The following is a 23,489-nucleotide window of genomic DNA, read 5'->3' on the forward strand; positions in this document are numbered from 1 at the left end:
AGGCCACCGCAACCCGACGTTGCGGCGACCCGAGGGTGACACATACCCAGCAGCCCACTGGCATGGACTGCAAACAATCAATGCGCCCCAGCTGCCTTGTTCAAATCACTCTCCGCCCATTCGGTATACACACAGGCATCCGCCGTCGCCCAGCGCACCCGCACCGGGTCGCCCGCCTTGAGCGGCATGCCGGCGGCGGACAACGCCTTGACCGTCATCGACGTACCCCCCGAGGTCACCACGCTGCAGGTCTGGCTCTCGCCGAGGAACAACACTTCCACGACCTTGGCCGACACCTCATTCCAGCCGGCCGCCAAGGGCTCAAGCGCTGCTTGCCCGGCACTCAGGGCTAGGGCCTTTTCCGGGCGCACCATCAGCAATACATCCTGGTCGGTTTGCAGGCCCGCGGTCAGTCGGATCGACAGTGGCTGCCCTTCAAACGCCGCCACCGCATTGCCCTGGGCCTTGAGCTTGAGGAAGTTCGAGTTGCCCAGGAACGAGGCGACGAAGGCGTTCGGCGGGTTTTGGTACAGGTCGTAGCCGCTGCCCAGGCCGACAATCTTGCCGTGGCTGAAGATCGCAATACGCTGGGACAGGCGCATGGCTTCTTCCTGGTCGTGGGTCACGTAGACGATGGTGATACCCAGGCGCCGATGCAGTTGGCGCAGTTCATCCTGCAAGTCTTCGCGCAGTTTTTTGTCCAGCGCGCCGAGGGGTTCGTCCATCAGCAGAATGCGTGGTTCGTAGACCAGCGCCCGGGCGATGGCGACGCGCTGTTGCTGGCCGCCGGAAAGTTGCGAAGGGCGGCGATGGGCGAACTGTTCGAGTTGTACCAGCTTGAGCATTGCATCGACCCGGCGTTCGCGTTCGGCACTGGCCAGTTTGCGGATCTGCAACGGGAAGGCGATGTTGTCGCGCACCGACAGGTGCGGGAACAGCGAGTAGCGCTGGAACACCATGCCGATGTCGCGCTTGTGCGGCGGCACGTTGACCAGCGACTGGCCGTTGACCAGGATCTCGCCGCTGCTGGGCGTTTCGAAGCCGGCGAGCATCGACAGGGTGGTGCTTTTGCCGGACCCGCTGGAACCGAGGAAAGTCAGGAATTCACCGTCCTTGATGTCCAGCGAAATGTTGTCCACGGCGGCAAAGTCGCCGTAGTGCTTGTTCAGGTTGCGCAGGCTCACCAGGGGTTGGTCATTTTGCTGCGCGGCATCTTTGATCACTGCACTCATGTCGTACTCCTGGGCGCTCAGGCGCTGATTTCGTTGCGCCGGCGCAAGGCTGCGGCGATGACCATGACCAACACCGAGAGGCCGATCAGCAGCGTCGAGGCGACGGCGATCACGGGCGTCAGGTCCTGGCGCAGGGTGGTCCACATTTTCACGGGAAGGGTTTGCAGGGTCGGGCTGGCCATCATCACGCTCAGCACCACCTCATCCCAGGACACGAGGAAGGCGAAGAGGGCGCCGGCGACCATGCCCGGGCGAATCGCCGGAAAGGTCACCTTGAACACCGCTTGCAGGCGCGAGGCGCCGCAGATCACCGCGGCATCCTCGATCGACTGGTCGAACAGCTTCAGCGAGTTGATGATCGAGATGATGGTGAACGGCAGCGCCACGATCACATGGCTGACCACGAACGCGAACATCGTCCCGGTGTAGCCAAGCTTGAGAAACAGCGCGTACACCGCCACCGCGATGATCACCAGCGGCACGATCATCGGCAGGGTGAACAGCCCGTAGAGCATTTCCCGGCCGGGGAAGCGGCCACGCACCAGGGCGAACGCGGTGGGCAGGCCCAGCGCGACGGCGAAGAAGGTCGTCAGCACCGCGACCTTGAGGCTGGCCATGGCCGCGTTCATCCAGTCGGCGTTGGAGAAGAACTGGCCGTACCATTTCAGCGTCCAGCCCGGTGGCGGGAACACCAGCCATTGCGACGATCCGAACGACAGCAGCACGATGAACACGATCGGCAGCAACAGGAACAGGCCGATCAGCCCGGTGGTGGCGTACAGGCCAAAGCGCATCCGGCGGCTCATGGCATTGGGGGTCAGGAGCATGACGGCTTACCTCGCGTTGCTGGCGCCAACCGGGGATTCCGGCTGAAGCTTCAGGTAGAAGTAGAACAGCACCAGCGTAATGACGATCAGCAACGCGGCACCGGCGCTCGCCAGGCCCCAGTTGAGGAACGACTGCACCTGCTGAATGATGAACTCGGGCAGCATCATGTTCTGCGCGCCACCCAGCAGCGCCGGGGTCACGTAGTAACCGAGGGACATCACGAACACCATCAGGCCACCGGAGAACAGCCCCGGCCGGCACAGCGGCAGGAACACCCGGAAGAAGTTGGTCCAGGGGCTGGCGCCGCAGATCGAACCGGCCTGCAGGATCATCGGGTCGATGGCCTGCATGGTCGCCTGCAACGGCAGCACGATGAACGGGATCATGATGTAGCTCATGCCAATCACCACGCCGGTGAGGTTATGCACCATCTCCAGCGGCTGATCGATGATGCCCATGGCCATCAGCGCCTTGTTGATCACCCCCGAGGCTTGCAGCAGCACCAGCCAGGAATAGGTCCGCGCCAGCAGGCTGGTCCACATTGACAGCAGCACGATGTTGAGGATCCAGCGACCCCAGCCACGCGGCACCAGGGTGATTGCCCAGGCCAGCGGAAAGCCCAGCAGCAGGCTGAACAGCGTCACCAGGCCGGCCACCGAGAAGGTGTTGAGCAAGACCCGGGCATAGGCCGAGTTGGCGAACAGCTGCTCGTAGTTGCCCAGGCCCGGCACCGGCTCCAGCACGCCCCGCAGCAGCAGGCCGATCAGCGGCGCGAGGAAAAACAGGCCAAGGAACAGCAGGGCGGGGATCAGGTTGCTCGAACCACGCCAGCGCTGTGCCAGGCTCGGGGTTTGCGCCATCGTGGCGGCCTTGGGAGAAGCCGGACCGGCAGCGCCATTGGCGCTCCCGGTGGCCGTGGATGGACGGGACGCGGTTGCCGTCATTTTCATTTGACCAGCCATTCGTTCCACCGTGTCGCGATGGCCGGACCGTTCTTGGCCCAGTACGCGAAGTCGAGAGTGATTTGGTCCTTGGCGTAGGCCGTCGGCAGGTTAGGCGCCAGCACCGAATCCAGGCGCGCCACGCTGTCGACGTTGACCGGGGCGTAGGCGGTCAGGTTGGAGAAGTCGGCCTGTCCCTTGGCGCTGCTGGCGTTGGCCAGGAACTTCATCGCCGCGTCCTTGTTCTTCGAGCCTTTGGGAATGACCAGGATGTCGGCCATGACCAGGTTCTGTTTCCAGCTCACACCGACGGGAGCGCCGTCTTCTTGCAGGGCGTGAATGCGACCGTTCCAGAACTGCCCCATGCTCGCTTCACCCGAGGCCAGCAGCTGTTGCGACTGGGCGCCGCCGCCCCACCAGACGATGTCTTTCTTGATGGTGTCGAGTTTCTTGAAGGCGCGATCCAGGTCCAGCGGGTAGAGCTTGTCGGCGGCGACGCCATCGGCCAGCAGCGCCAGTTCCAGCACGCCAGGGCTTGGCCATTTGTAGAGGGCGCGTTTGCCGGGGTATGTTTTGGTGTCGAACAGCGAGGACCAGTCCTGGGGTTTGCTGGCGCCGAGCTTGCCTTCGTTGTAGCCCAGGACGAAGGAGAAGAAGAACGAGCCGACGCCATGGTCGGAGACAAACCGTGGGTCGATCTTGTCGCGCTCGATCACTTTGAAATCGAGGGGTTCGAGCAGCCCTTCGGAGGCGGCGCGCAAGGCGAAGTCGGCTTCGACATCGACCACGTCCCACTGCACGTTGCCGCTTTCGACCATGGCCTTGAGCTTGCCGTAGTCGGTCGGGCCATCCTGAACCACGGTGATGCCGCTGGCCTTGCTGAACGGATCGGCCCAGGCCTGCTTCTGCGCATCCTGGGTGCTACCGCCCCAACTGACGAAGTTGACGCTTTCGGCGGCCATCAACGCCTGGCTGGTCACGCCAATCAGGCCCGCGAACAGCACGGCGGATACACGTTTGTTCAACACCATTTTCACGCCCTCATTTGTTGTGTTTTTGAGCGGGGCTTTCAGTGCCCGCGTATCGGGAGCAGTAGGTCCATCGAGTCGCTTTGACTGCCCGGTCTATGGAATATCATATTATGGTATTCCAAACTTTGTGCAAGCACTTTGCCTTACCGGCTATCCGGGGACAGTGAGATTTTCAGCAGCCTTGCCCGAGACCAATCAATGTCATCCCTGTGGGAGCGGGCTTGCTCGCGAAAGCGGTGCGTCAGCAACAAGCGTGTCGACTGACACTCCCTCTTCGCGAGCAAGCCCGCTCCCACAGGGACTGCGCGATGGCGCGATCACTGGGCAAACGGGATGCTCTCCACCACCTCCAGGTCATACCCGGTCAATCCGGCGTATTTCAGCGGCGGCCCAAGGTGGCGCAGCTTGCCGACCCCCAGGTTTTGCAGGATCTGCGCGCCGGTGCCGACTTCCGAATAGATCCGCGACTGCGAACGGCTGAATTGCCGTGGCGTCTGGGTCAGTTGCGGGACCCGTTCCAGCAGCGCCTGCGACGATTCATGATTGGCCAGCACCACCACCACGCCGCGACCTTCCTCGGCCACCCGTTGCAGCGCCGCCCACAAGGTCCAGTTGGAAGGGCCGCTGTATTCGGCGCCGACCAGATCGCGCAACGGGTCGATCACGTGCACACGCACCAGCGTCGCCTCGTCGCGGCGCAATTCGCCCATGACCATGGCCATGTGGACACCGCCTTCGATGCGATCCTCAAAGGTGATCAGACGAAAGGTGCCGTGCACGGTCGGCAGCTCGCGTTCGCCGATGCGCTCGACCGTGTGCTCGGTGCTCAGGCGGTAGTGAATCAGGTCGGCGATGGTGCCGATCCTGATCCCGTGCCGGCGCGCGAACACTTCGAGGTCGGGGCGCCGGGCCATGGTGCCGTCGTCATTCATGACTTCGACGATCACCGACGCCGGGGTGAAGCCGGCCAGGCGCGCCAGGTCGCAACCGGCCTCGGTATGGCCGGCGCGGGTCAGCACGCCGCCTTCCCTGGCGCGCAAGGGAAAGATGTGGCCCGGTTGCACGATATCGGCAGGGCTTGCTCCCTGGGCCACGGCGGCCGCCACGGTGCGTGCGCGGTCGGCGGCGGAGATGCCGGTGGTCACGCCGATGGCCGCTTCAATCGATACCGTGAACGCGGTGCTGAACACGCTGCCGTTGCTCGGCACCATCTGCTCCAGGCCCAGGCGCTGGCAATGATCGTCGGTCAGGGTCAGGCAGATCAGGCCACGCGCTTCACGGGCCATGAAGCTGATGGCCTCGGCGGTACAGCAATCGGCAGCCAGCAGCAGATCGCCTTCGTTTTCCCGGTCCTCGTCGTCCACCAGGAGTACCATTTTGCCGAGGCGATAATCCTCGATGATTTCTTCGATGCTATTGAAGGCCATGCTGGACTCTCAGTGTTTGATGGATATTTATTGTGGTATACCATAATACAAAACAACCCAAGAGGTCACTATGAAGGCGTACTGGATTGCTCACGTGGATGTCACCGACCCCGATCAATACAGCCAATACACCCAGCGGGCGCCGGCGGCGTTTGCCCGGTACGGCGGGCGCATGCTGGCCCGGGGCGGGCGCAGTGAGGCGCTGGAAGGCGGGCCTGGGGCGCAAAGGAATGTGGTGATTGAATTTGACTCGTACGAGCAGGCGCTGGCCTGTTATCGGTCAGAGGAATATCAGGAGGCGAAAGGGCACCGGGAGGGGGCGGGGAGCGCGCAGATTGTGATCGTCGAGGGCGTGGCGCCAGCATAAATCTTACAGGGTGAACTCGGACAAACTGTGGGAGCGGGCTTGCTCGCGAATAAGGTGTGTCAGTCGGCACTCTATTGCCTGACACGCCGCTTTCGCGAGCAAGCCCGCTCCCACAGTGTGTGTAGAGTCAGGCTAGCGGATGAAGTGGATTTTCCCGCTGTCGTCGTTGCCGATGTAGATGCCGTAGACCCCGGCCTGGCGTTCCTCGATGTAGCGTTCGAGGATCTGCCGGATCGCCGGGTAATAGATGCTGTCCCAGGGAATGTCCTCGGGCGCGAAGAATTTGTAGTCGAGGGTTTCCGGCCCGAACTGGCCGGTGATTTCCAGGGCGATGGCGCGGAAGATGATGTACACCTCGCTGATCTTCGGCACGCTGAAGATGGAGTAGGGCGAGAGGATTTCCCCGCGCACGCCGCTCTCTTCCCAGACCTCGCGCAACGCCGCCTGCTCGGTGGTCTCGCCGGCTTCCATGAAGCCCGCCGGCAGCGTCCAGGTGCCGGGGCGCGGCGGGATCGCGCGCTGGCACAGCAGGTATTTGCCGTCCTGCTCGATGATGCAGCCAGCAATGATTTTCGGATTGACGTAGTGGATATAGCCGCAACCACGGCACATCAGGCGCTCGTGCGTATCGCCCGGTGGCAGCTGTGACTTGAGGTCAGGGCTGCCGCACTTCGGACAAAAGCTCGGGCTGAACATGATCAGCGACCTATGCGCGGTTCTTTCAGCGCGATCGGCAGGGTGATCTCGGGGATCGCCCCGGTCTCTTCCTGCTTGCGCTTGAGGTAATCGAGGGCGACGGCGGCGGCAGCACGCACGTGGTCGACGCAAGCCTGGTGGGCGGCGAGGGGGTCGCCGCTCTTGATCGCCTCGACCATGCGCTCCATTTCCTGGTTGCTGGCGCCACGGCGGTTCTGCTGGGACACCGAGGTCGCGCGCAAGTAGCTGATGCGCGCCTGCAACTGACGCAACTGAGTGGCCGCGACATGATTGCCGGAGCCTTCGAGCAGCACGTCGTAGAAACCTTGCACGGAATCGATGACCTGTTGCAGTTCGCCTTCCTTGAGCGCCTGGCGGTTTTCCTCCAGGGCCTTTTCCAGGGCCTTGATGTCCTTGGCCTTGGCACGCAGGGTGAACAACTGGACGATCAGCCCTTCGAGCACGCAGCGCAGTTCATAGATGTCGACGGCATCGGCCAGGGTGATGATCGCCACCCGCGGGCCCTTGGCGTCGGCGAACTCCACCAGCCCTTCGGACTCCAGGTGACGCAAGGCCTCGCGTACCGACGTGCGGCTCACGCCCAGGCGATCGCACAGATCGCGTTCGACCAGACGGTCTCCCGGCAGGAGCTGGAAGTTCATGATGGCGCTTCGCAGTTTATCCAGCACGATTTCGCGCAGGGTAACGGGGTTGCGATTGACCTTGAAGCTGTCGTCGAGTGGCAGGCGTTTCATGGGGTACGCTCTAAAGGTGGCTGTCCATGCCGGGCGGGCAACAAAACAGCCGAGGGTTAACTGGAGGCCTCGGCATCGGCTTCGGCGAAGGCTTCACGGGCCAGCCGGAAACTGTCCACGGCGGCGGGGACGCCGCAATAAATACCGACCTGAAGCAGAATTTCGCGTATTTGCTCACGACTCAAGCCGTTACGCAAGGCGCCGCGCACATGCAGCTTGAGTTCGTGCGGGCGGTTGAGCGCCGAGATCATCGCCAGGTTGATCATGCTGCGTTCCTGGAGCGACAGGCCATCACGACCCCAGACGTGGCCCCAGCAGTATTCGGTGACCATCTCCTGCAAGGGACGGGTGAAATCGTCGGCGTTCTCGATGGAACGCTGCACATAGGCCTGGCCGAGCACCTGGGTGCGGATCTTCAGGCCCTGTTGGTACTTTTCGTTGTTCATCATCTTCACTCTCACCACGGATCCCCTGTGGGAGCGGGCTTGCTCGCGAAGGCGTCGCATCAGTCGACATCAATGTTGAATCAATGACCGCTTTCGCGAGCAAGCCCGCTCCCACATTGGGTTTTGCGTGAATTTGTCAGGCCAGCGCGGGCAGCGGGCCCAGCTTGCCTTTGTGGTAGATCATCGGTGTCACCGGCTGCGCGGGCAGGATCAGGTTCTTCACCGCGCCGACGATGATGGCGTGATCGCCGCCGTCGTATTCGCGCCACAGTTCGCACTCGATGATCGCCGTGGCCTTGGCCAGCAGCGGGTTACCGAGTTCGCTCAGGTGCCAGTCGATGCCCTTGGCCTTGTCCTTGCCCTTGCCGGCAAAGGCGTAGGCCTCGGCTGTCTGGTCGGCGGACAGCAGGTGGATCGCGAACTGCTTGCTGTCGCGCAGCACCGGGTAGGTGTCGGAGCCATAGTTGGGGCAGAACAGCACCAGGGCCGGATCAATCGACAGCGCACTGAAGGCGCTGGCGGTGATGCCGACGATTTCGCCGTCCGCGCCCAGGGTGGTGACCACCGTGACGCCGGACGGGAACGAGCTCATGACGTCTTTGTAAATGCCGGGTTCGATCATTTCGCGGGACTCCTAGCGCATCACAAACGGGTCAGGCATGGGCGCCTGGGAGAGGTTGATCCACACCGTTTTCAGCTCGGTGTAGGCCAGCACCGAATCGATGCCGCTTTCGCGTCCATAGCCACTGTTCTTGAAGCCGCCGATCGGCGCCATGGCCGACACGGCGCGGTAGGTGTTGACCCAGATGATCCCCGAACGCACGTCCCGGGCCAGGCGGTGGGCGCGGCCCAGGTCGCGGGTCCAGATGCCGGCGGCGAGGCCGAACTGCGAGTCGTTGGCGATGGCCAGCGCTTCGGCTTCGTCCTTGAAGCGGATGACCGAGGCCACCGGGCCGAACACTTCTTCCTGCATGATCTTCATGGAGTTGCGGTCGCACTCGAACAACGTCGGCTCGTAGAACCAGCCGTCGCCCAAGTCCTGTGGACGCTTGCCGCCCAGGCGCAGACGGGCGCCTTCGGCAATCGCATCGGCGACCAGCCCTTCGACCACCGCCAGTTGCTGCGCGGTGGCCATCGGGCCCATTTCGCTGCTGTCATCCGAAGGATTGCCGATGCGGATGCGCTGGGCGCGTTCCACCAGTCGCCCGACGAATTCGTCGTAGATTTCGTCCTGCACCAGCAGGCGCGAGCCGGACACGCAACTCTGCCCGGAAGCGGCATAGATCCCGGCGATGGCGCCGTTGATCGCGCTGTCGAGGTCGGCGTCGGCGAAGATGATGTTCGGCGATTTGCCGCCCAGTTCCAGCGACAGTTTGGCGAAGTTCTCGGCGCTGCTGCGCACCACATGCCGGGCCGTGGCCGCACCGCCGGTGAAGGCGATCTTGCGCACCAGCGGATGGCGGGTCAGGGCCGCGCCCGTGCTGGGGCCGTAACCGGTGACGACGTTGACCACGCCCGGCGGGATGCCCGCTTCCAGCGCCAGGCGCGCCAGTTCCAGGATGGTCGCCGAGGCGTGTTCGGACGGCTTGATCACGATGGTGTTGCCCGCCGCCAGGGCGGGGGCCAGTTTGATCGCGGTCAGGTACAGCGGGCTGTTCCACGGAATGATCGCCGCGACCACGCCCATGGCTTCATGCACGGTGTAGGCAAACAGGTCGGGCTTGTCCAGCGGCAGGGTGCCGCCTTCGAGCTTGTCCGCCAGGCCTGCGGTGTAGTGGAAGAACTCCGGCAGATAGCCGACCTGGCCGCGGGTCTCGCGGATCAGCTTGCCGTTGTCGCGGCTTTCCAGCTGCGCCAGTTGTTCCTTGTTTTCAGCGATCAGGTCGCCCAGGCGCCGCAGCAGTTTGCCGCGCGCGGTGGCGGTCAGCCCACGCCAGGCGGGGCTGTCGAACGCGGCCTGCGCGGCTTGCACGGCACGCTCGACGTCCGCTTCAGCGGCATCGGGCAGTTCAGCCCAGGGCTGTGCCAGGGCCGGGTTGAGGCTTTCGAAGGTCTTGCCGGAGAGGGCGTCGACCCATTCTCCGCCGATGCACATCTGGAAGCGTGCGAGAGTCATGCAACGATCCCCTTCAGAGGGTTTTGTCGGGAGTGCGCGGTGTCGAGAAACTCCAGCAACAGCTGGTTGACCAGGCGCGGCGATTCTACGGGCATCATATGCCGCTGCTCGGCGAGTACGGCAACCGTCGCGCCGGGAATGCGTTTGGCCAATTGCTCAGCCATGTCCGGGGTCGAGCCCGGGTCCAGTTCGCCGGTGGCGACCAGCGTCGGCACCTGGATACTGGCCAGGTCATCGGCGCGGTACATGTCCTGGGTGGCGAACAGCTCATAGGTGGTCAGGTAACCCTGCGGATCGTTATCGGCGAGCGTCTGGCGCAGCGCGGCGATCTGTGCCGGATTGGCCGCCTGGTACTCGCGGCTGAACCAGCGCGACAGCGCGGCTTCGGCGTTGGCGTCCGGGCCGTGCTCGGCGGCCTGGCTGGTGCGGGCGATGACGCCGGCGCGCTGTTCAGCGGTGCGGTTGAACACGCTGTTGAGCACCACCAGGCTTTGCAGGCGTTGCGGGTAATGCAGGGCGAAGGCCCGCGCCACCAGGCCGCCCATGGAAAAACCGATCACCGCCGCCTTGGGCAATTGCAAGTGATCGAGCAGCTCCAGCAACTGGTCGGCATAACCGAGCAGGGGCGTGCCGTTTTCCGGGCGCGGGCTGGCGCCATGCCCCAGCATGTCGTAGGCAATCACGCGGTACTGGGTGGCCAGGCCAACGATCTGGCCGCCCCACATTTCTTTATTCAGGCCCACGCCGTGGATCAAGACCACGGGCTGGCCTTGGCCGGTCGCCAGGTAACTGGTTCCAGCCGGGGTGCGTTCAGCGGTGAGCCGAATCATGGAGCGCTCCTGCATACCTTTTTGTTGTAGTGGCCCTGGCCGGTTACTGGGCTTTTTCGGCCGCCAGTTCTTCCAGGTCGATGTAGCGGTTGCCGATGCGTGGGTGCAGGCGGCCGCCGTCGGCGCAACCCAGGACCACCACGATTTCGTCGGCGCGGGGGGCGTCTTCGATCTGCATTTCCAGGGTGATGTAGTGCGAGCGCAGGCCTTCGTCGTCCTTGTGCATCATCGGGATCTGGATCGAGGTGCCCGGGCCGCCGCGCTTGTTGGTGAAGCTCAGGTAGCTCTTGGCCTTGACCGCTTCACGGTAGTGGTTGCCAAAGCGCAGGGTGTGGATCACGGCGGAAGCGTGTTCGATTTCGCCGTCGGCGCCGACCACGGCCGCCTTGCCATAGGCCTCGATTTTCTCGGCGCCGCCGATGATGCCCACCAGACGCTCGACCATCAGCGCGCCGAGGTCGGAGCAGTTCTCGCGGATCTGCGGTTTCAGGTCTTCGACAAAGCCGTTGCCCAGCCAGGGGTTTTTCATCACCACCGCCAGCCCGACCATGGTCACGGGGGTATCGGTGGCCTTGCCGCCTTCGATGAAGGTTTCTTCGACATAGCTGACGATCTTGCGGATTTCGAAACTCATGAGCTGCTCCGTATCAGGGTGAGAAGTGTCTGTGCGTATGATGGTATACCATAATATAGGTTGTGCAAGAGGCTTGAAGGGGTTTCTGGTCGGGAGGCGATGAAAAGCTTGGGGGTGGGCGCTTGTGGCGGCTTGTGCCAGGTCTGGGATGTGCTCGGCCCTTGTGGGAGCGGGCTTGCTCGCGAAGAGGTTATGCCAGTGACATTGATGCTGGCTGACACACCGCCTTCGCGAGCAAGCCCGCTCCCACAGTTTCATTTGCCGTACCCGGTGGATGCGATGGATTTGTCCGTTACGCGACATGTACTGGCTTACTAGCGTTAGCCGGCACCCTGGCGGCGGAGTAGAGTCGAGCCCACGTTCCTGGCAAACCCGGATGACCCCCATGACTCGCCCTCGCTTCCTCCCCGACAACTTCACCCTGACCCTGGTCGGCGTGGTCCTTCTCGCCAGCTTCCTGCCTGCCAGCGGGCAGGTGGCGGTGGGCTTCGGCTGGCTGACCAACATCGCCATTGCGCTGCTGTTCTTCCTGCATGGCGCCAAGCTGTCGCGCGAGTCGATCATCGCTGGCGCCGGGCACTGGCGCCTGCACCTGCTGGTGTTCAGCCTGACCTTCGTGCTGTTCCCGCTGCTCGGGCTGGCGCTCAAGCCGGTGCTGTCGCCGATGATCGGTGCCGACCTGTACATGGGCATGCTTTACCTCTGCGCATTGCCGGCCACGGTGCAGTCGGCGATTGCCTTTACCTCTTTGGCCCGCGGCAATATTCCGGCGGCGATTTGCAGCGCGGCGGCGTCCAGCCTGTTCGGCATCTTCCTCACGCCGCTGCTGGTCACGCTGTTGCTCAACGTGCACGGCGACGGCGGCTCGACCCTCGACGCCATCGTGAAAATCAGCGTGCAACTGCTGCTGCCGTTCATCGCCGGGCAGATCGCGCGGCGCTGGATCGGCGCCTGGGTGGGGCGCAACAAGAACTGGCTGAAATTCGTGGACCAGGGGTCGATCCTGCTGGTGGTCTACGGCGCGTTCAGCGAGGCGGTGAACGAAGGCATCTGGCATCAGATCCCGCTGCGTGACCTGGCGGGGCTGGTGGTGGCCTGCTGCGTGGTGCTGGCACTGGTGCTGGTGGCCGCCACCGTGCTGGGCAAGGCCTTCGGCTTCAACCAGGAAGACCGCATCACCATCCTGTTCTGCGGTTCGAAGAAAAGCCTGGCCACCGGCGTGCCGATGGCCCAGGTGTTGTTCGCCGGCAGCACCATTGGCGTGCTGATCCTGCCGCTGATGCTGTTCCATCAGATTCAACTGATGGTCTGTGCGGTATTGGCGCAGCGCTATGCCAAGCGCCAGGAATCGGTGGCCGAGCTGATGGGGCAGGTGGACCCGTAAATACCACCTTGCCGGCGCTGTGCAGGAACTGTGTAGGAGCTGTGTAGGAGCTGTCGAGTGCAACGAGGCTGCGATCTTTTGATCCTGTTCAAGTCAAAAGATCGCAGCCTGCGGCAGCTCCTACAGGGAGCAGGGTCAGTAAACCTGCGGCACGATGATGTCCTGTGGCGTCGGGCTGCGCGTGTAGTCTTCCTGGCGTACTCGAGCAATGCCGCCGTTCCTGCCGCTCGGGGCTTTCGCCGAGGTGGTCGCTGAACAGCGCGTTCAGATCGTGGTCGTCCTCCAGCAACTCCAACTCAAGCTCTTCGTCGCTGTGATCGAGCAGTTCGCGGTGGATGCGTTGCATCAGGGTGTCGTTGGTCAACAGCAGGGTCAGGCCTCCCGACGATGTTGGAAGTGCTCATGCCAGGCCCCCGGGTATGACGAAGTGGTGACGTTGCGGTGATGGCGAAATTCATCGGGCTGTCATCGTGGTGTCACCGAGCGCATGGCAGGATCGACGCAAACCGCCTTGGGCGTGCGGTGCAACGCCGTTTGCGCGCTGATGAACCTGCCAGGAATCCCTACCATGAAAGGCGACGCCTCCCTGTTTGCGGCCATTGACCTGGGCTCCAATGCGTTTCGCCTGATGATTGGCCAATCGGTCAAACGCAACCGGCAACTGATGATTCAGCAAGTGAAAACCCTGCGTGAGCCCGTGCGTTTGGCCGAAGGCTTTCAAGGCGGGGCCCTGGATGAAATGGCGCTGGACCGGGGATGGCAGGCCTTGGCGCGATTCGGCAAGAAACTGCGCGGTTTCGACGCCGGGCGAGTGCGGGCGGTGGCCACCAGTGCTGTGCGCGAAGCGGATAATGCGCAGCTGTTCCTGGCCAGTGCGGAGCGCCACCTGGGGTTTCGGATCGACGTCATTTCCGGGCAGGAAGAGGCCCATCTGGTCTACGCCGGTGTCGCCCATAGCATTGCGTGCCCGCAGAGCCGGCGCCTGGTGGTGGACATCGGTGGCGGATCGACCGAGTTGATTCTGGGGCGCGGCCCCCAGCCCCTGGTCACCGAAAGCATCGCCATTGGCAGCGGCACCTTTGGTGCGCGCTACTTTGCGGGCGGACGCATCACCGCCCAGGCGCTGCTTGAGGCCGAGCTGGTCGCCACCCTTGAGTTCGACAAGGTGGCCCGGCGTTATCGCGCCCAGGGCTGGCAGCAGACCATTGGCTCCTCGGGCACGGCGCGCATGCTGGCCAAGATACTCAATGCCAACGGGTTGAACGACCCGGGCCAAAGCGGCATTACCTACAGCGGCCTGCTGCGTCTGTCGCTGCGGCTGATCGAAGTCGGGCATGTCAAAAAGCTTCGGCTGGCGGGGTTGCAAGCCCATCGCCTGAGCATCTTGCCGGGTGGCCTGGTGCTGATGCTGGCGGCGTTCAAGGTCTTCGGCATCTCGCACATGACGCCGTCGGAACCGGGTCTGAGGCTCGGGGTGCTGCATGGCCTGATGTCCCGGCACTGACGGACAAGCCCCCTGTAGGAGCTGTCGAGTGCAACGAGGCTGCGATCTTTTGATTGTTCAAAAGCCAGATCAAAAGATCGCAGCCTTCGGCAGCTCCTACAAAGAAAGTATCCTGTGAAGGCATTCAACGTCCGGCCGCGGCATCCGCCAGTGCCGCCACCACCTGCTTCTCGATCTCCTTTTCATCCAGTCCGCGCCCGAAATGCTTGAGGTAGCGGCCCTGGCTGTCGAGCAGGAACAGGAGGGTCGAGTGGTCCATCATGTACTGCCCCGGTTGATCGCCGGTCGGCACTTTCTTGTAGTACACGTGATAGGCGTCGGTGATGCGGGCGATTTCCTGCGCCGAGCCGGTCAGGCCGACGAAGTCGCTGGCGAAGTAGTTGACGTAGGCCTTGAGCTTTTTCGGCGTGTCACGTTCCGGGTCGATGGTGACGAAGACCGGCCGCACGGTGATGCCTTGCTGTTGTTGCAGTTGCCGGCTGATGCGGGCCATTTTCGAAAGGTCCGTGGGGCAGATGGCCGGGCAGGTCATGAAGCCGAAGTACAGCAAGGCCGGTTCGCCGAAACTGCGCTCGGTGACGCGTTGGCCATTCTGGTTGGTCAGCTGGAACGGGCCGCCGATGTCGGTGCGGGTCGCGGCCGTGGAGCTGGCGGCCATTGCCGCCCATAGCAGCACCATTAACCATTTCATTGCTCAATAACCTCCCGAATAGGTCAGCGCCAGGCCAACCAGTTCGGACATCTGGCCGTCCTCTTTCTGGGTGCCGGCGGACAGCCCGAGCTTGATCTGGCCGGTGATGTTGTAGGTCAGGCTCAACTCGTTGAGGTAATCCTGGCGGTCGGCGCCCCCCGTCGATTCACGATGCTTGTCGGTCCGGGTCGCGCCCAGGGACCAGTCACCAAAATCGAAGGTCAGCGAGGTGGTCAGGTAGCGGGTGTCGTTGCCCTTGATGCCGTCTTCATTGTCGACGTCGGCGAATTCGATGAAGGGCACGATATCGAAGTAGCGCCCGGCCAGCGTCGGCTCAAGATCGGTGCTCGGTTCATAGGCCCAGATGTAGCGGGCGGAGGCGATCTTGATGGTTTCGTCGTCTTCGCCGGGCGGATCGGGTTGCGTCGCGTCCTCGGCCTTTTTGTTGAACATGTAGCCGGCCTGCATCTCCAGGTAAGGCACCGCCGGGATCGCAATCCAGTTCACCGTCACCGCCCAGGAGTCGAGCTTGCCGGTATTGGAGGGCCCGCCGTCGCTGCGTTGCAGCTTGTCGCCATGGCGCAGATAGGGGCGGCCGAGAAACGAATTGTCCGCGGTGTAGACACTCAGGTTGGGTTCGATCATGCCCAGCTTCTGGTCGAAAAACCGATAGGCCACGGTGCCGCCAAGCATGCCGTCGAGGTCGTAGGTGCTGACGTAATCATTGGTGTAGAGACCGGGCGCCTGATCCTGGGCGCGGCCGAACGGCACGTGGTACTTGCCGACCGAGAACGCCGAGTTGGCGTTGTTCTGGTAGTAGTTGAGGTCATTGATCACCAGCCCAACGTCCTCGAAGAATCGCTTCTGCCCGGGCTCCGGCCCGGCGACGGGATTGATCTCGGTGGCCAGCTGGATCTGCTGGTCGTGGCTGAAGCGAAAGTAGAACGTGGTGTTGATGTCCGGGTAGGCGTCGGTGCTGTTGCGATTGCCGCCCTGGGGCGAATCGGCGTGCACGTGGTCATATTGAAAGGTCGCGTCGTAGTCCATGCCGACGTTGGGGTATTGCCCGTCATCGGCCTGCGCCGACTCAACGGCACACACCGACCCCACCAACAACACTGCCAATCGATAGTTGCTCATGGCGCGCCCCCTTTAGTTGGTTCGCGGGATCAACGGGCTGGACGCTTTCGGGTCCTGTCCGGTGTTGCGCAGGTAGGAGCACAACTGGTTGTTTTCGCCGTACAGCCCGCCCAGGGGTTCGAGCTTGACCGCCTGCTCGTAGTCCTCGGGCTTGACCACCTGGATCGCCTGCATCATGCCGCCGTCCTCGTGTTCGAGGATGTGGCAGTGGTAGACGAACTTGCCGAGGATCACCGGATCGCGAAACGGAATGCGTACCGTGATCGAGCCGGTGGCGGGGATGAACACATTGTCCCGATAGCCGCTGAATTCCACCGGTTTGTCGTTGATCCGGGTGACCTGGAAATCCACCTGGTGGATATGGAACTGGTGCAGTTCCTGGGAGGGATTGAACAGTCGCCACTCTTCGACATCGCCCAGTTTCACCGTGGTGTTGACCCGGTCCAGTTCGAAGCGCGTGCCGTTGATCAGGAAGGCATTGGGGTCGGTGTCCGAGTCCTGAAAGGCGAACTGACGGGTCTTGTTCACCGCGATCTTGCTGAAGTCCTCGGCGGGCGGATAGGCGCTGGTGATCTGCTTCGTCGCGACCTGCTGACCGCTGGAGCGCAGAATCGCCAGCTTCGCCGCCGGGTAATCATCACCCGCCGGCCCGGTGTTGCCGGAGCCCGTTTCGACTTCATAAGTGCCGGCCGGTGGCCCGACCACCAGCACGCTGAAACGCGCCGACGGCCCGATCAGCACCTGGTCGGTGTCGACCCGGCGGGTAACGGTATTGCCATCGCGGGACAGCACCTGCATCGACTGGCCATTGATGCGAATCCGGAAGTACTGGTTAGCGGCGATGTTGATGAAATGCCAGAGCTGGGTTTCCCCGGGCTTGATGTCGATGGTGGGCACTTCCTGGCCGTTGATGGTGCGGATCGACGGCGCGCTGGTGATGATTTCGCTGGCGACTTTGCCGGTCAGGGTTTTCTGGAAGTTGCGCAGGACCAGGACTTGTTCCTTGATGCCCTTGAGTTCGGGAAAGGGGTCGAGCATGCCGTCGACCAGGATGGGGCCGGCAATCCCCGCCGACACCTGGCGTTGGGAACCGCCATGGAAATGGCTGTGATACCAATAGGCGCCGGGGCTGTGTTCCTTCGGCAACTTGACGTTGTACTCACCGACCTGATGGGGCTGGGTCACGCGGAAAATATTGTCGCCCTGGTCCAGGGGTGACACCTGCATGCCATGGAAATGCAGGTTGGTGATCTCGTCCATGCGGTTGTCCAGGCGGATCGCCATGGTCCCGCCCGGCCGCGTCCTGATCAGCGGCGAATCGTAATCGCCGTTGAACACCAGGGACACATAGCGCTCATTGCCGACGTTGACCGGCTGCTCGGCCGCCGTCAGCGTGGCGTGGGTCACGCCGCTGGCATCGTAGGTGAACTCGGGATTCTGGCGCAGGGGCTGTGACGCCGGCTCGCTGGAATGCTGTGTCGCGCAACCGGTCAGGGCGATAGCCACCCAGCTCGCGCAAAGGGCAAAGGGGCGGACGCTGAAAGCTCTGGGCATGATCGCGACCTTCGATGGCGTGGCGATGAACTACGGGGTAGTTCGCCTGTTAGTTGCCGAAGGCGACCGCAAGAGCCACCGCGCAATGCAATCCGCCACGTCTTGAGTGGAAATGAGAACGATTGCGTGCAACTTTTCGCAGTGTAGAACAGGTGGGAGGGTGTGCCAGTTATTTGGATCCAGGGCATCATATAAAGCGATGAAGTGTGTGTTTTCTCATGGGTGAAACACTACTGTAGTTGGGGATCGGTTTTTGTCAGGTGTGTATATCCGTTGCTGCGGTAACGGCGGCTGGCGGTTTCGCCCTTACGGCGAGTTACTTGGAAGAGCGCCAAGTAACCAAGCGCTTTTGCCCCTGTCGTTCGGTGCCTCGCCAGGGCTCGGCATGCCCTTGCTCCGGTCCTGTTCCGTGGGTCGCCGCGATGGGCCATCCCTGGCCCAGCGCGGCTAAACCGGCGTCCTGCCGGTTTACCCACTCCACAGAACCTGCGCTCAGCCTCACGAGGGGGCGTGCACCGCGAAAAGCCAAAGCGAGGCGGCCTTATAGCCGACCTGCTTTCCCGGATGTACGCGATCCCCTTGTAGGAGCGAGCCCTGCTCGCGAAAAACGCCCAGACACCGCGTTCATCCATGCAGCCCGCGTCATCGTTGACGTCCATCGCGAGCAGGGCTCGCTCCTACAGTGGGTCGTGGCACCCGCCAAAATCAGGTCGGCTACAAGGCCGCCTCGCTTTTGATTGTGATCTGGGCGCCCCGTTAAACCACGCTGGCCGAACGCAGGCATTGCGCAGTGGGTAAACCGGCAGGACGCCGGTTTAGCCGCGCTGGGCCAGGGATGGCCCATCGCGGCGACCCACGGAGCCATGCCTGCGTTCGGGCATGCCGAGCCAGAGCGAGGCACCGAGTGGTGGGGCAAGAGCGCTTGGTTACTTGGCGCTCTTCCAAGTAACCCGCTGTAAGAGCGGAACCAATAGCCGCCGTTACCGCAGCAACGGATATTCACCCAACCCAAACACCACAACCCTCAAAGATGCTTCTTCTCTTCCTTATCCAGATGCTTGTCTTCCTTATGCCGTTCCTTATCCAGTTCCTTGGCCTCCTTATCGATATCCTTCCCATCCCGATCAATATCCTTGTCCACATCACGAACCCCATCGCGGACGTCTTTGGCAACATCCCCTTCGGCACTCGCAACGCCCGCATGCGCCATCAACCCTGCGGCTAACAGGCCTGCGACAACAATCGCCTTGAGCATTCGCATCAGGTGCCTCCCGTTTTTTCGTCAGCGCCATCGTTTACTGCAGAAATGAAAAATAGGTGCAAATGCCAATAATTTCCAACCCGCTGGTCACTTGCCGCACGGCGCCGGCTATCAGAAATCACGCCGCGAAGAATGCCGAACCAGGCGGGTGGTTTACGCTCTTCAATTGACCGCAGGAGGACGAGGGGCTCGACGATGTCTGATCGAAACACGACGCTCGACGATGACATCTGTGTCCATATCTTCACCTCGTCAGGGGCGATGGTGGGCGTGTGCCTCACCGTCGTCGGGATTCTTCGGGTGGTGATCAATATCCGCCAGGAAGACGTGATCGGGCAGAACCTGCTGGCGATCAACGCGATCATTTACCTGACCACCTGCCTGATCGCCTATTGGGCGCTACGCACGCGCAAGGCCAAGCGCAACCATCGCCTGGAGCGCGTGGCCGACGCGCTGTTTCTGCTCGGCCTGACGCTGACCACCATCACCACGGGGTTTATCACCGTGGCGATGTCCACCGGTTGATCAGTCCGCTTCCAGCTGGTTGATCAGCCACTCACTGAAGCTTCTTGCGTTGCTCTCACTGTCCCGATGGGTCAGCAAGGCCCAGTTCGGGCCGCGGATGGTTTGATCGACCAAGGGCTGCAACACGCCGTTGGCGCGGGCCTGGCGACTCAACAGTTCGCTGATCAGGGCGATGCCGAGCCCGGCGCACGCGGCGTCCAGCAGCAGGCCGGGGTCGGAGAAGTTCAGTCCCTGGTCCTGCTGGCCGACGTCGATGCCGGACTCCACCGCCCAGTGGCTCCAGTCCATTTCCCGCTCGCCGTGCAGCGTGGTGCGCTGTGCCTGTGGTTGCGCCAGCAGGTCGGGGTGACAGGCCGGGTAGAGGCGGTCGGCGTACAGCACCTTGAAGCTGCATTCGGCCTGGGAACTGATGTCATCGCGCACGGCAATGTCGATGGTCTGGGTGGCCATGTCCGGTACGTCATCGGTGCTGTAGATCCACAGGTCGACCTGCGGATGCAGGCGGCGAAAATCCCCCAGGCGTGGCAGCAGCCAATGGCGGGCGAACGCCGGGGTGGTGTTGAGCACCAGTTGGTTGGGTTTCTGGTATTGCCCCAGCCGGCGAATGCCCACCGACAGTTGTTGCAGCATGGCCTGGGTGGTGCTGAGCAAATCGTGCCCCGCGTCGGTCAGGCTGACGCTGCGGCCGCTGCGGAAAAACAGCGGTTGCTCAAGGTACGCCTCAAGGCTGCGGATCTGCTGGCTGATGGCCGACTGGGTGAGGTGCAGCTCGGCGGCAGCCTTGTGGAAACTGCCCAGGCGGGCGGCAGCCTCGAAGCCGCGGAGGGTGCTCAGTGGCGGCCAGTGCTTAAGCATACTGATAAGTTCCTCTAATCACTTTTCTGCAAAATCCATCGTTTGTTTGCCCGTTTTTACAGCCGTAGCATGCAGGCCATGACCAACAAGACGGTTTTTGTTGAACACAATGGCTTAACTGAAAGGGCTTTTTATCATGCTGCGCAATGAAAATCTAAACAGCGGTTGGATGATGCCGGCGGAGTGGGTCCGCCACGCGGCGACCTGGATGGTCTGGCCACACAATCAGGCCCTCTGGGAGTCGGGCTGGCGGGTGACCCTGGCGCAGGTACAAGCGGATTTCGCCGGCGTGGCCAACGCCATTGCCCGTTTCGAACCGGTGAAGATGGTCGTCGACCCGTCTGCCGTGGCCAGTGCCAAAGCCCTGTGCGGGCCGAACATCGAACTGATCGAGCTGCCGGTGAACGACAGCTGGTGCCGTGATTCCGGTCCGAGTTTCGTCTGCCATCCGCAGCAAGGCCTGGCCGGGGTCAGCTGGCGCTTCAATGCCTGGGGCGGCAAGTCGGCCCACGACCTGGACGAAGGCCTGGCGCGCCGCGCACTCAATCACCTGAGCCTGCCGTGTTTTGGCACGCCCCTGAGCAACGAAGGCGGGGCGATTCATGTCGACGGCGAAGGCACGCTGATCACCACCGAATCGGTGTTGCTCAACCCCAATCGCAACCCGGGCATGAACAAGGCCGAGATGGAGGAAATCTTTGCGCGCTTGCTGGGCGTGAAGAAGACCATCTGGCTGCCGGGCGACCCGGACTATGTCACCGGCGACATGACCGACGGCCATGTCGATGGCGTATGCGCCTTCGCCCGCCCCGGCGTGTTGCTGGTGGACGCCACCCACGACCAACAATCGGTATATGCCGAAGTCGCCAGGGAGAACCGCCGTGCCCTGGAACTGGCCACCGATGCCAAAGGGCGCAAGTTCGAAATGATCGAGCTGTTTGAGGCCAGCGATGCCGTGGACCCGCAAGCCGAAGTGTTCTGCGCCTCGTACACCAACTTCTACATCGTCAACGACGCGATCATCATGCCGGCCTACGGCATTGCGGCCGATGACGTGGCGGCACACACCCTCGCGCAAGCATTCCCCGGACGCGAAGTGGTGCCCGTGCGCATCAACAATCTCGCCCATGGCGGTGGCGGCGTGCATTGCATCACCCAGCAACAGCCGGCCTGGCCGGTGGAGGGTTGATGCCATGACCCTGTTGAATATTGCGGTCACCCAAATGCCCTGCACCTGGGACCTGCCACACAACCTCGATCAGGCCGAGCAGCTGGTGCGTGAGGCCGCGGCCAAAGGCGCCCAGGTCATCCTGTTGCAAGAGCTGTTCGCCACGCCGTATTTCTGTATCGAACAAAGCCATCAACACCTGGCGCTGGCCCAGGAGTTTCGCGACAGCCCGGTGCTGCAACGCTTTGCCGCGCTGGCCCGGGAGTTGGGTGTGGTGTTGCCGCTGAGCTGGTTCGAGAAGGCCGGCAACGCCTATTTCAACTCGCTGTGCGTGGCCGATGCCGATGGGCGCTTGCTGGGGGTCTATCGCAAGACCCACATCCCCAACGCCATCGGCTACCAGGAGAAAGAATACTTCAGCCCCGGCGACACCGGTTTCCGGGTCTGGGACACCGCGTTCGGGCGCCTCGGCGTGGGCATCTGCTGGGATCAGTGGTTCCCCGAGACCGCGCGTTGCCTGGCCTTGATGGGCGCCGAAGTCTTGCTGTTTCCCACCGCCATCGGCTCGGAGCCGGGGTGCGCCAGCCTGGATTCCCGTGACCACTGGCAGATGACCATGCGCGGTCATGCCGCCGCCAACATCCTGCCGGTGGTGGCGTCCAATCGCGTCGGCCGGGAAGCGGCAACCACCGATCCGACCTTGCAGATGAGTTTCTATGGCTCCTCGTTCATCTGTAACCACAAGGGCAAATTGCTTGCCGAGGCCGACCGCGACAGCACCGGTGTGCTGGTGCACAGCCTGGACCTGGCGGCCATGCGCGAAGAGCGCCTGAGTTGGGGCATCTATCGTGATCGCCGCCCGGAGATGTACGGCGCCCTGTTGAGCCAGGACGGCCGCCACATCCATTCACGCTGGAATGCCCAAGGGGTCTGACATGCCTACCTTCAACAAGCTGTTGCCCGCAGTCCTCGGGTTGGCCGTCAGTTGCGCAATGCCCGCGCTGCACGCCGAAGAGAAAACCCTGCGGCTGTACAACTGGGCCGACTATTTTGCCGAGGACACCCTGAGCCGGTTCACCGCCGAAACCGGGATCAAGGTGATCTATGACGTGATGGATGGCAGCGAGACGCTGGAGGCCAAGATGCTGGCCGGCGGCAGCGGCTACGACCTGATCTTCCCCGGCGACACCGTGGCCGAGCGCCTGGTGCGTGCCGGCAGCCTGCAGCCGCTGGACCGCTCGAAACTCACGGAGCTGGCGGACATCGAACCCGGCTTGCAAAAGCTGCGGCGGCAATACGAGCATTCGAGCCAGGCCACCGTCCCGTACACCTGGGGCACCATCGGCGTGACCTTCAACGACGAGCAGATCAGGCAGCGGGTGCCCGATGCCCCGGTCAATAGCCTGGACATGCTGTTCAAGCCGGAACTGGCGGCAAAGTTCGCCGATTGCGGCATCTCGATGATCGACTCGCCGGACGAAGTGCTGGCGGTGGTGCTCAACTACCTCGGTCGCGAGCCGCGCAGCGCCAAGCCTGACGACCTCAAGGCCGCGGGTGAACTGCTGGCCAAAGTGCGGCCGTACATTCGCAAGTTCCAGTCGCAGCCGGTGACTGACCTGGTGAACGGCAACCTGTGCCTGTCCCTCGGTTACAGCGGCGACATGACCCAGGCCCAGCGCACTTCGGATTCGGCCGGCAAGAACACCTCGTTCCAGTACCGCATTCCCCGCGAGGGCACCACGGTGTGGATGGACACCATGGCGATCCCGGTCGATGCCAAACACCCGGAGTTCGCCTATGCGTTCATCAACTTCGTCATGCGTCCACAGAACATGGCGGCCATCAGTAACTTCACCGGTTACCCGACGTCGAACGCCAAGGCGCGGCCAAGTGTCGATGCGTCGATGCGCGACAACCCGGACATCTACATCGATGAAGCCACCTATGCTCGACTGATCCCGGGCAAAGACATCCCCCAGGCCGACATGCGCGCGCGCATGCGCACCTGGACCAAGTTCAAGACCGCTACCGGCCAATAAAAACAATGGTGTCCCTGTGGGAGCGGGCTTGCCCGCGAAAGCGGTCTATCAGTGACATTGATGTT

General features: G+C 62.7%; 24 protein-coding genes and 1 pseudogene. 7 read left to right on the plus strand and 18 right to left on the minus strand.

Annotated elements, in window-relative coordinates; all coding sequences use genetic code 11:
- Positions 1 to 77: 77 nt before the first annotated feature.
- The 5 genes from F8N66_RS02540 to ribBA all read right to left on the minus strand — a co-directional run bounded on the left by F8N66_RS02540 (position 78) and on the right by ribBA (position 5,459).
- Entirely contained in the window at positions 78 to 1,232 is a 1,155-nt protein-coding gene (locus F8N66_RS02540; RefSeq protein WP_150768668.1) for an ABC transporter ATP-binding protein, read from the minus strand.
- Between the two features lie 17 nt (positions 1,233 to 1,249).
- Positions 1,250 to 2,059, minus strand: coding sequence for an ABC transporter permease (locus F8N66_RS02545; RefSeq protein WP_007976227.1), 810 nt, complete (start codon positions 2,057 to 2,059; stop codon positions 1,250 to 1,252).
- 6 nt (positions 2,060 to 2,065) lie between these two features.
- A complete protein-coding gene (locus tag F8N66_RS02550) occupies positions 2,066 to 3,010 on the minus strand; it encodes an ABC transporter permease (protein WP_191622879.1) in 945 nt (314 codons plus the stop codon).
- Positions 3,007 to 4,032: an ABC transporter substrate-binding protein gene (locus tag F8N66_RS02555; protein ID WP_150768670.1), complete on the minus strand. Its 1,026-nt coding sequence runs from the start codon at positions 4,030 to 4,032 to the stop codon at positions 3,007 to 3,009. Before F8N66_RS02555 ends, F8N66_RS02550 begins: the two co-directional genes overlap by 4 nt.
- Positions 4,033 to 4,349: 317 nt before the next feature.
- The gene (gene ribBA / locus F8N66_RS02565) at positions 4,350 to 5,459 is read right to left on the minus strand and encodes a bifunctional 3,4-dihydroxy-2-butanone-4-phosphate synthase/GTP cyclohydrolase II (RefSeq protein WP_150768671.1); all 1,110 of its coding nucleotides are present in this window, start codon (positions 5,457 to 5,459) and stop codon (positions 4,350 to 4,352) included.
- 70 nt (positions 5,460 to 5,529) lie between these two features.
- Between ribBA and F8N66_RS02570 the strand changes: the two genes are divergently transcribed.
- Positions 5,530 to 5,826, plus strand: coding sequence for a DUF1330 domain-containing protein (locus F8N66_RS02570; RefSeq protein ID WP_150768672.1), 297 nt, complete (start codon positions 5,530 to 5,532; stop codon positions 5,824 to 5,826).
- Between the two features lie 132 nt (positions 5,827 to 5,958).
- On the opposite strand, the gene F8N66_RS02575 is transcribed toward F8N66_RS02570, so the two are convergent.
- The 7 genes from F8N66_RS02575 to F8N66_RS02610 all read right to left on the minus strand — a co-directional run bounded on the left by F8N66_RS02575 (position 5,959) and on the right by F8N66_RS02610 (position 11,303).
- Positions 5,959 to 6,522, minus strand: coding sequence for an NUDIX hydrolase (locus F8N66_RS02575; protein WP_150768673.1), 564 nt, complete (start codon positions 6,520 to 6,522; stop codon positions 5,959 to 5,961).
- 2 nt (positions 6,523 to 6,524) lie between these two features.
- Entirely contained in the window at positions 6,525 to 7,277 is a 753-nt protein-coding gene (locus F8N66_RS02580) for a GntR family transcriptional regulator (protein WP_150768674.1), read from the minus strand.
- A 56-nt stretch (positions 7,278 to 7,333) separates the two neighbouring features.
- Positions 7,334 to 7,723: a carboxymuconolactone decarboxylase family protein gene (locus F8N66_RS02585; RefSeq protein WP_150769213.1), complete on the minus strand. Its 390-nt coding sequence runs from the start codon at positions 7,721 to 7,723 to the stop codon at positions 7,334 to 7,336.
- A gap of 136 nt (positions 7,724 to 7,859) precedes the next feature.
- Positions 7,860 to 8,345, minus strand: a complete 486-nt coding sequence (locus F8N66_RS02595; protein WP_150768675.1) for a flavin reductase family protein — start codon at positions 8,343 to 8,345, stop codon at positions 7,860 to 7,862.
- Positions 8,346 to 8,357: 12 nt separating this feature from the next.
- Positions 8,358 to 9,839 carry an aldehyde dehydrogenase gene (locus tag F8N66_RS02600; protein ID WP_150768676.1) on the minus strand — a complete coding sequence of 494 codons (1,482 nt, stop codon included), beginning with the start codon at positions 9,837 to 9,839 and terminating at the stop codon, positions 8,358 to 8,360.
- Positions 9,836 to 10,669: an alpha/beta fold hydrolase gene (locus F8N66_RS02605; RefSeq protein WP_150768677.1), complete on the minus strand. Its 834-nt coding sequence runs from the start codon at positions 10,667 to 10,669 to the stop codon at positions 9,836 to 9,838. The genes F8N66_RS02600 and F8N66_RS02605 overlap by 4 nt, the downstream gene beginning before the upstream one ends.
- A 43-nt stretch (positions 10,670 to 10,712) precedes the next feature.
- A complete protein-coding gene (locus F8N66_RS02610; RefSeq protein ID WP_150768678.1) occupies positions 10,713 to 11,303 on the minus strand; it encodes an amino acid synthesis family protein in 591 nt (196 codons plus the stop codon).
- Between the two features lie 385 nt (positions 11,304 to 11,688).
- Between F8N66_RS02610 and F8N66_RS02615 the strand changes: the two genes are divergently transcribed.
- Entirely contained in the window at positions 11,689 to 12,687 is a 999-nt protein-coding gene (locus F8N66_RS02615; protein WP_150768679.1) for a bile acid:sodium symporter family protein, read from the plus strand.
- A 175-nt stretch (positions 12,688 to 12,862) separates the two neighbouring features.
- Here F8N66_RS02615 and F8N66_RS02620 read toward each other — a convergent pair.
- Positions 12,863 to 13,033: pseudogene (locus F8N66_RS02620) on the minus strand (polyphosphate kinase 2); the annotation flags it as partial.
- Between the two features lie 222 nt (positions 13,034 to 13,255).
- Between F8N66_RS02620 and F8N66_RS02625 the strand changes: the two are divergent.
- Positions 13,256 to 14,191, plus strand: a complete 936-nt coding sequence (locus F8N66_RS02625; RefSeq protein WP_150768680.1) for a Ppx/GppA family phosphatase — start codon at positions 13,256 to 13,258, stop codon at positions 14,189 to 14,191.
- A gap of 124 nt (positions 14,192 to 14,315) precedes the next feature.
- Here the strand turns inward: F8N66_RS02625 and F8N66_RS02630 are convergent, their stop codons facing one another.
- The 4 genes from F8N66_RS02630 to F8N66_RS02655 form a co-directional block, all read right to left on the minus strand.
- On the minus strand, positions 14,316 to 14,882 hold the full coding sequence (locus F8N66_RS02630) for an SCO family protein (RefSeq protein ID WP_150768681.1): 567 nt from the start codon (positions 14,880 to 14,882) through the stop codon (positions 14,316 to 14,318).
- 3 nt (positions 14,883 to 14,885) lie between these two features.
- Positions 14,886 to 16,022, minus strand: a complete 1,137-nt coding sequence (locus F8N66_RS02635) for a hypothetical protein (protein WP_150768682.1) — start codon at positions 16,020 to 16,022, stop codon at positions 14,886 to 14,888.
- A 12-nt stretch (positions 16,023 to 16,034) separates the two neighbouring features.
- Positions 16,035 to 17,576: a multicopper oxidase family protein gene (locus tag F8N66_RS02640; protein ID WP_150768683.1), complete on the minus strand. Its 1,542-nt coding sequence runs from the start codon at positions 17,574 to 17,576 to the stop codon at positions 16,035 to 16,037.
- Positions 17,577 to 18,600: 1,024 nt separating this feature from the next.
- The gene (locus F8N66_RS02655; protein ID WP_150768685.1) at positions 18,601 to 18,837 is read right to left on the minus strand and encodes a hypothetical protein; all 237 of its coding nucleotides are present in this window, start codon (positions 18,835 to 18,837) and stop codon (positions 18,601 to 18,603) included.
- A gap of 195 nt (positions 18,838 to 19,032) precedes the next feature.
- Between F8N66_RS02655 and F8N66_RS02660 the strand changes: the two genes are divergently transcribed.
- Complete coding sequence (locus F8N66_RS02660; RefSeq protein ID WP_150768686.1) at positions 19,033 to 19,362, plus strand: hypothetical protein; 330 nt, start codon at positions 19,033 to 19,035, stop codon at positions 19,360 to 19,362.
- On the opposite strand, the gene F8N66_RS02665 is transcribed toward F8N66_RS02660, so the two are convergent.
- Positions 19,363 to 20,217 (minus strand): LysR substrate-binding domain-containing protein, encoded by an 855-nt coding sequence (locus F8N66_RS02665; protein ID WP_150768687.1) that lies wholly within the window; start codon positions 20,215 to 20,217, stop codon positions 19,363 to 19,365.
- A gap of 136 nt (positions 20,218 to 20,353) precedes the next feature.
- Here F8N66_RS02665 and F8N66_RS02670 point away from each other — a divergent pair, with 136 nt between their 5' ends.
- Genes F8N66_RS02670 through F8N66_RS02680 form a run of 3 tightly spaced genes read left to right on the plus strand, consistent with a single transcriptional unit; the run spans position 20,354 to position 23,424 of the window.
- The gene (locus F8N66_RS02670; protein WP_150768688.1) at positions 20,354 to 21,406 is read left to right on the plus strand and encodes an agmatine/peptidylarginine deiminase; all 1,053 of its coding nucleotides are present in this window, start codon (positions 20,354 to 20,356) and stop codon (positions 21,404 to 21,406) included.
- A gap of 4 nt (positions 21,407 to 21,410) precedes the next feature.
- Complete coding sequence (gene aguB, locus F8N66_RS02675) at positions 21,411 to 22,319, plus strand: N-carbamoylputrescine amidase (protein ID WP_150768689.1); 909 nt, start codon at positions 21,411 to 21,413, stop codon at positions 22,317 to 22,319.
- Position 22,320: 1 nt separating this feature from the next.
- Positions 22,321 to 23,424: an extracellular solute-binding protein gene (locus tag F8N66_RS02680; RefSeq protein WP_150768690.1), complete on the plus strand. Its 1,104-nt coding sequence runs from the start codon at positions 22,321 to 22,323 to the stop codon at positions 23,422 to 23,424.
- The last annotated feature ends 65 nt before the right edge of the window (positions 23,425 to 23,489 follow it).

This window comes from Pseudomonas fluorescens (assembly GCF_902498195.1).
Lineage (GTDB): Bacteria > Pseudomonadota > Gammaproteobacteria > Pseudomonadales > Pseudomonadaceae > Aquipseudomonas > Aquipseudomonas fluorescens_BU.